Origin of the sequence: Kitasatospora sp. NPDC018058, assembly GCF_044327205.1 — a bacterium.
GTDB lineage: Bacteria > Actinomycetota > Actinomycetes > Streptomycetales > Streptomycetaceae > Kitasatospora.
On sequence record NZ_JBIRFA010000002.1, the window covers coordinates 196,454 to 209,225 of the forward strand.

11 protein-coding genes and 3 tRNA genes are annotated in these 12,772 nt (G+C 70.4%); 2 read left to right on the top strand and 12 right to left on the bottom strand.

Going from position 1 to position 12,772, the window contains the following annotated elements; all coding sequences use genetic code 11:
- Window position 1 precedes the first annotated feature (1 nt).
- The 3 genes from ACH4E7_RS03470 to ACH4E7_RS03480 all read right to left on the bottom strand — a co-directional run bounded on the left by ACH4E7_RS03470 (window position 2) and on the right by ACH4E7_RS03480 (window position 1,741).
- The gene (locus ACH4E7_RS03470) at window positions 2-664 is read right to left on the bottom strand and encodes an aminodeoxychorismate/anthranilate synthase component II (RefSeq protein WP_396247321.1); all 663 of its coding nucleotides are present in this window, start codon (window positions 662-664) and stop codon (window positions 2-4) included.
- Window positions 665-719: 55 nt separating this feature from the next.
- Window positions 720-899, bottom strand: a complete 180-nt coding sequence (locus tag ACH4E7_RS03475; RefSeq protein WP_396247322.1) for a hypothetical protein — start codon at window positions 897-899, stop codon at window positions 720-722.
- A gap of 83 nt (window positions 900-982) precedes the next feature.
- Window positions 983-1,741: a DUF881 domain-containing protein gene (locus ACH4E7_RS03480; RefSeq protein WP_396247323.1), complete on the bottom strand. Its 759-nt coding sequence runs from the start codon at window positions 1,739-1,741 to the stop codon at window positions 983-985.
- Between the two features lie 168 nt (window positions 1,742-1,909).
- Here ACH4E7_RS03480 and crgA point away from each other — a divergent pair, with 168 nt between their 5' ends.
- Window positions 1,910-2,158 (top strand): cell division protein CrgA, encoded by a 249-nt coding sequence (gene crgA / locus ACH4E7_RS03485; protein WP_270145659.1) that lies wholly within the window; start codon window positions 1,910-1,912, stop codon window positions 2,156-2,158.
- A 353-nt stretch (window positions 2,159-2,511) separates the two neighbouring features.
- On the opposite strand, the gene ACH4E7_RS03490 is transcribed toward crgA, so the two are convergent.
- Window positions 2,512-3,405 carry a rhomboid family intramembrane serine protease gene (locus ACH4E7_RS03490; RefSeq protein ID WP_396247324.1) on the bottom strand — a complete coding sequence of 298 codons (894 nt, stop codon included), beginning with the start codon at window positions 3,403-3,405 and terminating at the stop codon, window positions 2,512-2,514.
- A gap of 202 nt (window positions 3,406-3,607) precedes the next feature.
- Here ACH4E7_RS03490 and ACH4E7_RS03495 point away from each other — a divergent pair, with 202 nt between their 5' ends.
- Window positions 3,608-4,327 (top strand): DUF5324 family protein, encoded by a 720-nt coding sequence (locus ACH4E7_RS03495; protein ID WP_396247325.1) that lies wholly within the window; start codon window positions 3,608-3,610, stop codon window positions 4,325-4,327.
- A gap of 66 nt (window positions 4,328-4,393) precedes the next feature.
- On the opposite strand, the gene ACH4E7_RS03500 is transcribed toward ACH4E7_RS03495, so the two are convergent.
- The 8 genes from ACH4E7_RS03500 to gyrB all read right to left on the bottom strand — a co-directional run bounded on the left by ACH4E7_RS03500 (window position 4,394) and on the right by gyrB (window position 12,614).
- Window positions 4,394-4,466: transfer RNA gene (locus tag ACH4E7_RS03500), tRNA-Ala, on the bottom strand.
- Window positions 4,467-4,634: 168 nt separating this feature from the next.
- Complete coding sequence (locus tag ACH4E7_RS03505) at window positions 4,635-4,763, bottom strand: DLW-39 family protein (protein WP_014137031.1); 129 nt, start codon at window positions 4,761-4,763, stop codon at window positions 4,635-4,637.
- Window positions 4,764-5,117: 354 nt separating this feature from the next.
- Window positions 5,118-5,191 (bottom strand) — tRNA-Ile (locus ACH4E7_RS03510).
- A gap of 102 nt (window positions 5,192-5,293) precedes the next feature.
- Window positions 5,294-5,370 (bottom strand) — tRNA-Ile (locus ACH4E7_RS03515).
- Window positions 5,371-5,386: 16 nt separating this feature from the next.
- Window positions 5,387-6,760 carry a class I SAM-dependent methyltransferase gene (locus tag ACH4E7_RS03520; RefSeq protein WP_396247326.1) on the bottom strand — a complete coding sequence of 458 codons (1,374 nt, stop codon included), beginning with the start codon at window positions 6,758-6,760 and terminating at the stop codon, window positions 5,387-5,389.
- A gap of 258 nt (window positions 6,761-7,018) precedes the next feature.
- Window positions 7,019-7,762: a DUF3566 domain-containing protein gene (locus ACH4E7_RS03525; RefSeq protein ID WP_396247327.1), complete on the bottom strand. Its 744-nt coding sequence runs from the start codon at window positions 7,760-7,762 to the stop codon at window positions 7,019-7,021.
- A gap of 147 nt (window positions 7,763-7,909) precedes the next feature.
- Complete coding sequence (gene gyrA / locus ACH4E7_RS03530) at window positions 7,910-10,447, bottom strand: DNA gyrase subunit A (RefSeq protein WP_396247570.1); 2,538 nt, start codon at window positions 10,445-10,447, stop codon at window positions 7,910-7,912.
- 151 nt (window positions 10,448-10,598) lie between these two features.
- Entirely contained in the window at window positions 10,599-12,614 is a 2,016-nt protein-coding gene (gyrB, locus tag ACH4E7_RS03535) for a DNA topoisomerase (ATP-hydrolyzing) subunit B (RefSeq protein WP_396247328.1), read from the bottom strand.
- Window positions 12,615-12,772 lie beyond the last annotated feature (158 nt).

The window sequence follows — 12,772 nt, forward strand, 5'->3', positions numbered from 1 at the left end:
CTCAGCCCCGGCCGATCACCGGGGCGAGCCCGGCCGACCGGTTCACGGCGTGCGGGTCGCCGCACTCCGCCAGCCAGTTGGCGAGCATCCGGTGCCCGCCCTCGGTCAGCACCGACTCGGGGTGGAACTGCACGCCCTCGACCGGCAGTTCACGGTGCCGCAGGCCCATGATCACACCGCTCTCGGTGCGCGCGGTGACCACCAACTCGTCCGGCACGGTGGCCGGCTCGACGGCCAGCGAGTGGTAGCGGGTCGCGGTCAGCGGCGAGGGCAGGCCCTCGAACACGCCGCCGTCCTCGTGCTCGACCAGCGAGGTCTTGCCGTGCAGCAGCTCCGGCGCCCGGTCGACCACCGCGCCGTACGCGACCGCGATCGACTGCAGGCCCAGGCAGACGCCGAACACCGGCAGCCCGATCCCGGCGCAGTGGTGCACCATCTCGATGCAGACCCCGGCCTCCTCGGGCGCCCCGGGCCCGGGGGAGAGCAGGACCCCGTCGAAGCCCTCCTCCCCCGCCCGGCGGACGGCGTGCTCGACGGTCACCTCGTCGTTGCGCACCACCTCGCAGGTGGCGCCGAGCTGGTACAGGTACTGGACCAGGTTGAAGACGAAGCTGTCGTAGTTGTCCACGACCAGGATGCGGGGCGGGGGCGGCTGGGTGGTCATTCGCGCGTGGTCTCCGTGGGATGCGGTGCTTTGGGGAACTGCCGGGCCCGCTGGGTCAGCCGGCCGCGGCTCCGTCGCCGCCGTCCACTGTGACGTCACCGAAGGGGAGCAGCGGTTCCGCCCACGGGAAGACGTAGGTGAAGAGGAGGTAGACGGTCCCCAGGATCAGGAGCAGCGAAATGACGGCCTTGACCAGGGTGTTCCCCGGGAGGTGACGCCAGATGAAGCCGTACATGGTGCTCCCTCGAGGTAGCAGACTGGGGTCAAGAGTAGACCCGGGATCCACAGCCGTGAGGCCGGTCCACGACTCAGCCGCTACTACCCGCCCGCCGACCGGAGTTCGGTGGTGCCGGCGTAGCCGGGCAGGGACAGGTCGCCGCTCTCCTGGACCTTCCAGCCCAGGCCGTACGCCTGGACGTACTGCAGGTAGTTACGGATCGTCGGGTCCGCGTCGACGGCCGCCCGCAGGGCGTCGGTCCTGCCCACCGCCTTGACGACGTACGGCGGGGAGTAGACCCGGCCCTGGAGCAGCAGGGTGTTGCCCACGCAGCGCACCGCGCTCGTGGAGATCAGCCGCTGGTCCATCACCTGCACGCCCTCGGCGCCGCCCCGCCACAGCGCGTTGACCACGGCCTGGATGTCCTGCTGGTGGATGACCAGGTCGTTGACGCCGGGCTCGGGAACGCCGGGGATGCGCGCGGTGGCGTTCGGCGGGGCGTCGTTGAGGGTGACGGTCAGGCCGCCGCCCTGCAGCGGCTCCAGGGCCGCACCGCGCCGCAGGCCGTCCAGCTGCACCGCGTCGGCGGGGTCGTGGCCCTGCTGCTCGGTGAGCTGCTGCGCCCGGGCCTGGAGGTCGGCCAGCTGGGCTTGCGCCTGCTGGTTCTGCGAGCTGCGCTGGCGGATCACGTCGCCGAGGCTCAGCAGCGAGTTGTCGGTCCGCAGGTCGGTGCCGCGGGCGGTCTGCGCGCTGATGTAGAAGAGCAGACCGGCGAGCGCGAACACCGCGCAGGTCAGGGCACGGCCGACAATTCGGATGCCGGAGCGGCGGGTACCGGCCTTCCCGGGGGGAATCGACAAATTAGTCACCGTACCCTTATCTCCTTGAGACCCGCCGAGCCACTACGCTAACGGACGCCGGTGGCAGGTCGGGGAGCGGTCCCAGAGCGCTCTCCACGACACGACGTCGGCGTCTCACCCGCTGCACCCCCTGCGCGGTCTCACAGCGCATCGACAGGAGAGCTCCTCGTGCCGAAGTCTCGACTCCGCAAGAAGTCCGACTACACCCCGCCCACCACGGCCGCGGTGAAGATCAGCTCGGGTCGCGGTTGGGTCGCGCCGCTGATGCTGGCACTGTTCCTGATCGGCCTGGTGTGGATCGTCACGTACTACGTGACCAGCGGCAGCTACCCGGTCGAGAGCTGGCGGAACTGGAACATCCTGGTCGGCTTCGGCTTCATCGCGGCCGGGTTCGGCGTCTCCACTCAGTGGAAGTGACGCTCCGCTCGTCCTGAGGCTCGAATTCGAGCCGTTTCCGCCGCTTCGGATCGCGGGTCCCGGGGCGGCGGTTCGGCATGCTCGGACGCGGGCCGGAACCCGGTCGGCCCGCCCCACCATCACACAAGTCCCACCATCACACAGTCGCGCTTATCCACATGGTTATCCACACTGGGGAAAAGTCCCCACAGCCTGTGGATAACTTTTCCGGTCGCGACCTTCCACAGCTGTGCACAACTCCCGGGAGGCCGGGAAACCGCACAGGGGGACACGCGTAGAACAGCAGTCCACAGGCGGACCGGCGCACAGCCTGTGCACAACCCCGTACCCGCTGTGGACAAACGCCCTGGGCGTCACGCGCCGTAGAGGGCCGTCCCGATCCACAGCATCGCCGCCTCCACGACCACCGCCCCGGCCACCGTCAGCCCCTGGACCAGGGCGCGGCGCTCGCGCGGGGCGTACATCAGGCCGAAAGCCGTCAGTGCGCCCAAGGCCAGACCGCCGAGGTGCGCGCGCCAGTCGATGCCCGGGCGGGAGAAGGTGACCACCAGGTTGAAGACCAGGAAGGCGATCGCCGGGGCGAGCGGGCCCTTGTTCCGCAGCTGCATCACGACGGTGGCGCCGATCAGGCCGAAGACCGCCCCGGAGGCCCCCAGCGAGTTCATCCAGTCGCCGGCCACCAGGAAGGCGAAGGTGCTGCCGCCCAGCCCGGCGAGCAGGTAGAGGCCCAGGAAGCGCAGTCGGCCCAGCGCCTCCTCCAGCGGCGGGCCGAGCCAGAACAGCACCAGCATGTTCATCCCGACGTGCCACCACTCCAGGTGCAGGAAGGTGGCGGTCAGCAGCCGGTACCACTGGTCCGGGCCGTCGGCGATGCCGAACGGACCGCCGGGCTCGTCCCGCCCGGCGCTGGCCAGCGACCAGACCTCGCCCAGCCGCGGTCTGAGCACGTAGGCGGCCAGCAGCCAGACCACCAGGTTGATCCCGATCAGCACCCGGGTGACCAGCCCGCCGTCGACGGTCAGCGCCCCGCCGAACCGGGTGGTCGCCCGCCGCGCCCCGGCGTGCCCGGTGCCGACGCACTCCGGGCACTGGAAGCCCACCGCGGCGGCCACCATGCACTGCGGGCAGATCGGGCGCTCGCAACGGGTGCAGGAGATCCCGGTGGCCGTCTGCGGATGCCGGTAGCAGCCGGGCGGCCCGCCTTGCGGGGACGGCTCCGTCGACTGCCGCGGTTCATCCGGGAGCATCAGCGCTCTCCCCTTCCCGTACCCGACCACCGGAACCGCCAGCCTACTGCGGCGCCCCTCGCCCCCGGCGCCTTCCCGCGCACGGCCCCGCCGCCGAGGCCCTCGCCCGGCCCACCCCGGAGTGCCGGTGAACAAATCCGGATGCATGATCAGCATTCAGGTGGATATGCGCATACAGGACGCCACCCAGGAGGAGAGACTCGTGAGCTTTTCGGACTCGGCCCGTGAGACGGCCACCAGGACCCGGGACACCGCGGCGCAGCTCGCGGACGACGCCAAGCAGCGCCTGGGGCCCGCCTTGGACGCCCTCGGGCCGAAGGCCGCCCAGGCCGCCCACAATCTCCGCGTCCAGTACGACAAGCATCTCGCCCCACCGTTGGGCCAGGCCTTCGCCAGCCTGCCGCCCGAGGCCCAGGAGAACGCCCTGAAAGCCCTCCACCGGGCCCAGGAGGCCGCTCTGGCGGCCCGCCTCTCCGCCGTCCACGCCGCCGATCAGGCCCGCACCACGGTCGGTCCCAGGGTCGTCCAGGCCGTCGAGGACGCCCGCGCTGCGGTCTCCCCGGTCGCCAAGGAGGCCCAGACCCGCGGCGCCGCCGCGTTGACCGCCCTCCACGGCCACGTCAGCTCGGCGGAGATCAGCCGACTCGCCACCCGGAACGCGAAGCGGGACCGGTGCCGCAGCGGCCGGTCCGCGGGCCTCGCGGTGGCGGGCGTGCTGGCGATCGGCGGCGGCATCGTCGCCTGGCAGTGGTGGCGCCGGCACAGCAACCCGGAGTGGCTGGTCGAGCCCCCGACCCCGGACGCCCCCCGGCCGACCGACGTGCACGCCGCCACCTCCCCGGTGAACGGCGCCGGCCCGGAGGACACGGGCGAGTCGGCGGAGCCCACCGAGCCGACCGAGGACGACCGCCCGCAGCCGTAGCGAACGGCCCGGAAAAGCAGAACGGCGGCCGACCCGGAGAACAGGTCGGCCGCCGTTCAGGCGGTGTGGAGCATAGGAGACTCGAACTCCTGACATCTGCCTTGCAAAGGCAGCGCTCTACCAACTGAGCTAATGCCCCTCGACGGCACGGCGCGTGCCAACGGGCACTAGCGTACCGGGTTCCGACGCGATTCCGAGCGCCGTCCCCTTGAAGGAGCCGGCCGGTCCGGTCGTGCGACCGGGCCGGCCGGTTCGGGAGACGCCGATCAGCGCCTCCGAAGATCGTCGATCGTCAGATCGTCCGGGTTCAGCGGCCGGCCGGAACCGGGTCGGTGGCCTCGGTCCACAGGTCCTGCTCGGCGCGGTCCGCCTGGACCTGACGGTAGACAAAGAAGCCGCCGAGGGCGACCAGGGCGACCAGGAGGAGCTTCTTCACCGCGGGACCTCGTCCTTCTTGCGTTGGTGGACTCAAGAGCCGGTGCTCCGACCGGGCTGGCCGGGCCGACGAGTCCAGATGTGTTTCGAGCGCGAACGGGCGGCCGGGTACCAGACTGCCCTTGCGGCCGATGATACACACCGGTGTCCCAATCGTGACCAGCCGCCGGTGCTTCAACCCGAAGGCCCGCTCGGCGGATTGACGCCGAACCTCCTGCCGTGCGGTTCGTCCGCACCCGGCCGGTCCGGGAAGCCCCCGCCAGAACCGGTCCGACCGGCATCCCTGCCGCAGCCCCAGGATTCACGGGAAAACGACGAGGGGCCCGGAGTGATCACTCCGGGCCCCTCGTGGCGGTGGGCCTAACAGGACTTGAACCTGTGGCCTCTTCCTTATCAGGGAAGCGCTCTAACCGTCTGAGCTATAGGCCCGCGCTGTTCAGAGAGCGTACCGGAAACCGTCCTGATCTGCGGTCCCGCCCGATCTCAAGAAGTGTCGAAGGGCCCGGAGTGATCACTCCGGGCCCTTCGCGGTGGTGGGCCTAACAGGACTTGAACCTGTGGCCTCTTCCTTATCAGGGAAGCGCTCTAACCGTCTGAGCTATAGGCCCTTGCCGCACTGAAAGATTAGCGGACCGACCGCCGATCCCCCAAATCCGTATCGGCCGGGGTCGCAGCAGGGACCTCGGCGGCCGGGCGCACCAGCCACTCCTCACGGGTCGGCGGCAGGCCCGCCGCGCCCTCCTCGGTGCTGCGGACGGCGAGGATCTGGTTCACGCCGATCCGGTTCTGCTCGAAGGCGAGCGCGGAGGCGGCCATGTACAGCCGCCAGACCCGGGCGCGACCGCGACCGACCAGCCGGACCGCGTCCATCCAGTGCGCCTCCAGGTTGGCCACCCACTCGCGCAAGGTCAGCGCGTAGTGCTCGCGCAGCGCCTCGACGTCCCGGACCTCGAAGCCGGCCTCCTCCAGCCGGGCCACGGTGGAACCGACCGGGGAGAGCTCGCCGTCCGGGAAGACGTAGCGGTCGATGAAGGGGCTGGTGCGGTGCGGCTCACCGGGGTAGTCGGGGCGGCGGGCGATCTGGTGGTTGAGCAGCCGACCGCCGGGCGCCAGCAGCCGGTGCAGGCCCTCGGCGTAGGCCCGGTACTGCTCCGAGCCGACGTGCTCGGCCATGCCGACGCTGGAGATCGCGTCGAACGGGCCGTCGGGGATCTCCCGGTAGTCCTGGAGCCGGACCTCGACCCGGTCCGCGAGACCGGCCTCCTCGACCCGGGCGCGGGCCAGCGCGACCTGCTCCCTGGAGATGGAGACTCCGACCGCGGTGACGCCGTAGTGCTTGGCCGCGTGCAGCAGCAGCGAGCCCCAGCCGCAGCCCACGTCCAGCAGCCGCATCCCGGGCCGCAGGCCGAGCTTGCGGCAGATCAGGTCGAGCTTGGCCTCCTGGGCGGCTTCCAGGCTCTTCGCCTCGGGCGTCCAGTAGGCGCAGGAGTACACCATGGAGGAGCCCAGCACGAGGCCGTAGAAGTCGTTCCCGACGTCGTAGTGGTGGCTGATGGCCGCGCGGTCCCGGCTGCGGCTGTGCAGCCGCCCCGGGGCCCTGCGGACCTCCTCCGGGGGCGGGGTGGGCTCCGGGCCGATCGCCCCGGCCCGCAGGACGGCGGCGAGGACCTTGCGGCCCTTGGCGCCGAGCACCTCGCGGGGCCCGAGGTGCATGGTGCGGATCTCCGGCCGCTCGGCGAAGCGGGCGACCGCGGAGAGCGTCTCGTACAGGTCGGTGCCGGGGGCGAGTTCCAGGTCCCCCGAGACGTAGGCCCGGGCCAGGCCCAGCTCGTTCGGCTGCCAGACCAGCCGGCGCAGCGCCCGGCGGTTGCGGAGCACCACGGTGGGTGCTCCCGGCGGCCCGGCGACGCTGCCGTCCCAGGCCTGGACCCGCAGCGGTGCCGGGATCCCCAACAGCCCGTCCAGGGCCTCCACGAGTTGACCTGCGAGCTTCGCCACCGCGCGCCTCCGTCCAGTCGTCCTGCGGAACCTCACCAGACCCGGTCGACCGACCGGGGCGGCCTGTGGCACTCCCAGGCGCGGGAACGGGCGGCGTCCAGCTAATCCCACCGCAGCCGACCCGTTTCCGGGCGGCGCGCCGCAGGGGCAGGCTGTCACCCGAATGCCGACGGGCCCCGCAGGCTGGAACAGCCTGCGGGGCCCGTGCATTCCGTCTGCGGACGGAGAACTGACCGACGGTCAGTATTCGGCCAGGGATCAGTCCTCTTCGGCCAGGGTCAGCTCGACGCCGCCGGTGAAGCCGGCCGCCGCGTTGTAGATGAAGGCCGAGAGCGTGGACAGCGCGGTCAGCAGCACGACGTCGACCACGGCGATCAGCGTGGTGAACATCATCACCTTGCCGAAGCCGATGTAGTCCATCAGGTTCAGCTGGCTGCTGGCGTTCTCGGCGCCGCCGCCGGTGACGTCCTTGAGGGTCTTGGTCAGCGAGTCGAAGACGCCGAGCGAGTCCAGCGTCATCCACAGCACCGCCGAGGCCACGATGATGATGATGCCGACGGCCAGCGAGAGCAGGAAGCTGACCTTCATCACCGACCACGGGTCGACCTTGGTCACCCGCAGCCGGGCCTTGCGGGTCCGGCCGAGGGTGCCGCCGCCGGTCGAGGGCGCACCCGCCGGGCGGCGCGCCGCCCCGGGGACGGGGGTGCCGCCGGCCGGGGTGTTGCCGCCGGTCCGGGTGCCCCGGGCCGGGGTCGGCTGGCCCTTGGCGTAGGTGGTCGGCTGCGAGAAGCCGCCCGAGCCGGGGGCCGGGCTGCCCGACGAGGCCGGCGTCTGTCCCCCGTAGGTCGCACCGCTCTGGCCCGCCCCGCCGACCGGCGGCATCAGCGAGGTGGACGCGGCCGAGTGCTCGGTCTGCGGCTGCGGTACACCGTACGAACCCCCGCCCTGCGCGCCCGGACGGCCGCCGGAGGGTCCTCCCGCAGCACCCGTGGCTCCACTCACCTGGTCCTCCCGCACTTCCCACCAGGGCGGCGCCGCCCTGATCCGTCACTCGTCATCCAGCGCCCGGCGGGTTTGCCCGGTACTGGTCGGCGTCCGGTGCCGCCCCGCCCACTCTGTGGACGCGGCGGCACCGGTCTGCGGTTCGGTTCAGGCCTCGGCGTCGCCGCCGACCGCCGTCCCCGCACCCTCGGCCGTCTCGGTGGACTCGGTGTCCGCGACCTCGTCCTCCGCCGTCTCGTCGTCCTCGGCCTCCGCGTTGCGGGCCATGCCCACGACCGCGTCGCGCTTACCGAGGTTGATCAGTTGGACGCCCATGGTGTCACGTCCGGTTTCACGAACTTCGGAAACCCTCGTTCGGATCACTCCACCCGACAGGGTGATCGCCATGATCTCGTCGGTGTCGTCGACCACCAGCGCGCCGACCAGCGAGCCCCGGCCCTCGACGATCTTCGCCGCCTTGGTGCCGTAGCCGCCGCGTCCCTGGACACGGTACTCGTCCACACCGGTGCGCTTGGCGTAGCCGCCGTCCGTGGCGGTGAAGACGTACGTGCCCGGACGGACGACGTTCATCGAGAGCAGTTCGTCGTCCTCGCGGAAGGCCATGCCCTTGACGCCGGAGGTGGCGCGGCCGGTGGGCCGCAGCGCGTCGTCGGTCGCGGTGAAGCGGATCGACTGGGCCTTCTTGGAGACCAGCAGCAGGTCGTCCTCGGCGGAGACCAGCTCGGCGCCGATCAGCTCGTCGTCCCGGCCCTCCTCGTCCTGGCGCAGGTTGATCGCGATCAGGCCGCCGGAGCGCGGGGAGTCGTAGTCCTTGAGCGGGGACTTCTTCACCAGGCCGGCCCGGGTGGCGAGGACCAGGTACGGCTTGTCCTCGTAGGTCCGGACGGCCATCACCTGGGCGATGTGCTCATCCGGCTGGAAGGCCAGCAGGTTGGCGACGTGCTGGCCGCGGGCGTCGCGCCCGGCGTCCGGCAGCTCGTAGCCCTTGGCGCGGTAGACCCGGCCCTTGTTGGTGAAGAACAGGATCCAGTTGTGGGTCGTCGTCACGAAGAAGTGGTCGACGATGTCGTCCTGCTTCAGCTGGGCACCGCGCACGCCCTTGCCGCCGCGCTTCTGCGAGCGGTAGAGGTCGGAGCGGGTCCGCTTGACGTAGCCGCCACGGGTGATCGTGACGACGATGTCCTCCTCGGCGATGAGGTCCTCGATGGAGAGGTCGCCGTCGGACGGGATGAGGGTGGAGCGCCGGTCGTCGCCGTACTTCTCGACGATCGCGGTGAGTTCCTCGGAGATGATCTCCCGCTGGCGGATCGGCGAGGCCAGGATCGCGTTGTACTCGTCGATCTTGCGCTGCAGCTCGTCGTGCTCGTCGGTGATCCGCTGGCGCTCCAGGGCGGCCAGGCGGCGCAGCTGCATCTCGAGGATGGCGTTGGCCTGGAGCTCGTCGATGTCGAGCAGGCCCATCAGGCCGGTGCGGGCGGCGTCCGCGCTGGCCGAGGCCCGGATCAGCGCGATGACCTCGTCGATCAGGTCCAGGGCCTTGAGCAGCGCGCGCAGGATGTGGGCGCGCTCCTCGGCCTTGCGCAGCCGGAAGGTGGTGCGCCGGACGATGACCTCGACCTGGTGGTTGACCCAGTGCCGGATGAAGGCGTCCAGCGACAGGGTGCGCGGCACGCCGTCGACCAGGGCCAGCATGTTGGCACCGAAGTTGGTCTGCAGCTCGGTGTGCTTGTACAGGTTGTTGAGCACGACCTTGGCCACCGCGTCGCGCTTGAGCACGACCACCAGGCGGGTGCCGGTGCGGGACGAGGACTCGTCGCGGACGTCGGCGATACCGGCGATCTTGCCGTCCTTGACCAGGTCGGCGATCTTCAGCGCGAGGTTGTCCGGGTTGACCTGGAACGGCAGCTCGGTGATCACCAGGCACTGGCGGCCCTGGATCTCCTCGACCTCGACCACGGCGCGCATGGTGACCGAGCCGCGGCCGGTGCGGTAGTAGTCGTCGATGCCGCGGCGGCCGACGATCAGCGCGCCGGTGGGGAAGTCGGGGCCCTTGATCCGCTCGATCAGGGCCTCCAGCAGCTCCTCGGCGGTGGCCTCGGGGTTCTCGAGGTACCAGAGCGCGCCGGAGGCGACCTCGCGGAGGTTGTGCGGCGGGATGTTGGTGGCCATGCCGACCGCGATGCCGGTGGCACCGTTGACCAGCAGGTTGGGGATGCGCGCGGGCAGGACGGTGGGCTCCTGCGAGCGGCCGTCGTAGTTGGGCGCGAAGTCGACGGTCTCCTCGTCGATGTCGCGCATCATCTCCATGGCCAGCGGCATCATCTTGCACTCGGTGTAGCGCATGGCCGCGGCCGGGTCGTTGCCCGGGGAGCCGAAGTTGCCGTTGCCGTCCACCAGCGGCATCCGCAGCGACCACGGCTGGGCCAGGCGGACCACGGTGTCGTAGATCGAGGTGTCGCCGTGCGGGTGGTAGTTGCCCATCACGTCGCCGACGACGCGGGCGCACTTGTAGTAGCCCTTCTCGGGGCGGTACCCGCCGTCGTACATCGCGTAGAGCACGCGGCGGTGCACCGGCTTGAGGCCGTCGCGGACCTCGGGGAGCGCACGGCTGACGATCACGCTCATCGCGTAGTCGAGGTACGAGCGCTGCATCTCGGTCTCGAGCTCGACCGGCTCGATCCGCATGGTCACCTGGGCGGTGGCCTCGGCGGCCTCGGGCGTCTCGGGGGTCTCGGGGGTCTCGGGCTGTTCGCCGTCGGGACGGTTGTCGTCGACCACTGGTGGTCAGTTTCCTTTCACGCGGACTGGTACGTGCGGGGCCTGGGGTGCAGGCGCGTCACACGTCCAGGAAGCGGACGTCCTTGGCGTTGCGCTGGATGAAGGAGCGGCGGGCCTCGACGTCCTCGCCCATCAGCACGGAGAACAGCTCGTCGGCGCGGGCGGCGTCCTCCAGGGTGACCTGGAGCAGCAGCCGGTGCTCGGCATCCATGGTGGTGACCCGGAGTTCCTCGGCGTTCATCTCGCCGAGACCCTTGAAGCGCTGGATCGCGTCGTCCTTGGGCAGCCGGCGCCCGGCCTCCACCCCGGCGGCGATCAGCGCGTCGCGCTCGCGGTCGGAGTACGCGTACTCGAAGTCGTCCCGGCCCCACTTGATCTTGTACAGCGGGGGCATGGCGAGGTAGACGTACCCGGACTCGACCAGCGGCCGCATGAAGCGGAACAGCAGGGTCAGCAGCAGGGTGCGGATGTGCTGTCCGTCGACGTCGGCGTCCGCCATCAGGACGATCTTGTGGTAGCGCAGCTTGGACTCGTCGTAGTCCTCCTGGATGCCGCAACCGAAGGCCGAGATCAGCGCCTGGACCTCGGTGTTCTGCAGCACCTTGTCGATCCGGGCCTTCTCGACGTTCAGGATCTTGCCGCGGATCGGCAGGATGGCCTGGGTGCGCGGGTCGCGGCCCTGCTTGGCCGAACCGCCGGCGGAGTCACCCTCGACGATGAAGATCTCGCACTCGGACGGGTCCTTGGACTGGCAGTCGGAGAGCTTGCCCGGCAGCGAGGCGGACTCCAGCAGGCCCTTGCGGCGGGTGAGGTCGCGGGCCTTGCGGGCGGCGACGCGCGCGGTGGCGGCCTGGATGGACTTGCGGATGATGTCCGAGGCCTCGTTGGGGTTGCGGTCCAGCCAGTCGTTGAGGTGCTCGTGGACGACCTTCTGGACGAAGGTCTTCGCCTCGGTGTTGCCGAGCTTGTCCTTGGTCTGGCCCTCGAACTGCGGCTCGCCGAGCTTGACCGAGATGATCGCGGTCAGACCCTCGCGGATGTCCTCGCCGGAGAGGTTGTCGTCCTTCTCGCGGAGCAGCTTCTTGTCCCGCGCGTAGCGGTTGACCAGGCCGGTCAGCGCGGCGCGGAAACCCTCCTCGTGGGTACCGCCGCCGTGGGTGTGGATGGTGTTGGCGAAGCTGTAGACCCCCTCGGTGTAGGAGGAGTTCCACTGCATCGCGATCTCCACCGAGATCGCCTTGTCCTTGTCCTCGGCCTCGAAGTCGATCACCGAGGGGTGGACGGGCTCGCCCTTGCGGGAGTTGAGGTGGGCGACGAAGTCGGCGATGCCGCCGTCGTACTTGTACGTGACGGTGAGCGGCTTGCCCTCCTCGTCCACGTGCTCGGGGCGCTCGTCGGTCAGCGAGATCGACAGGCCCTTGTTGAGGAAGGCCATCTCCTGGAAGCGCCGGGAGAGCGTCTCGAAGGAGTAGACGGTGGTCTCGAAGATGTCGCCGTCGGCCCAGAAGGTCACCGTGGTGCCGGTGCGGCCGGTCTCCGCGCCCTTGACCAGGGCGGCGGTCGGCGCGCCCATCTTGTAGTCCTGGGTCCAGATGTGGCCGTCCTTGTGGATCTCCACCGAGAGCCGGGTGGACAGCGCGTTCACCACGGAGACACCCACGCCGTGCAGACCGCCGGAGACGGCGTAGCCACCGCCGCCGAACTTGCCGCCCGCGTGCAGGACGGTGAGCACGACCTCGACGGCGGGCTTGTCCTGGCCGGGGACGATGTCCACCGGGATGCCGCGGCCGTTGTCGACGACGCGGATCGCGCCGTCGGCCATGATCGTGACGTCGATGGTGTCGGCGTACCCGGCCATCGCCTCGTCGACGGAGTTGTCCACGACCTCCTGCACCAGGTGGTGCAGGCCGCGCTCACCGGTGGAGCCGATGTACATGCCGGGGCGCTTGCGGACGGCGTCGAGGCCTTCCAGCACCTGGATGTTGCTACCGGTGTAGGAAGCCTGGTCGGTCTGGTCTGGGGTCTGGCTGGGGTTGCCGGAATCGGCCACGAAGCGCCCTCTCTGGCACAGCACGGGCCGCATGCCCTCCCCGAACGGGCAGGCGTGCGACCACAGCGTTTCGACTCGGTTGCCACTAGCAACAGTGTTTGGCTCTCAGTCTACCGGTACGACTGACAGAGATGGGCGTTTGGCAGCCCTTGAAGGCAGATATGCCGCCCTGAATCCCCTCC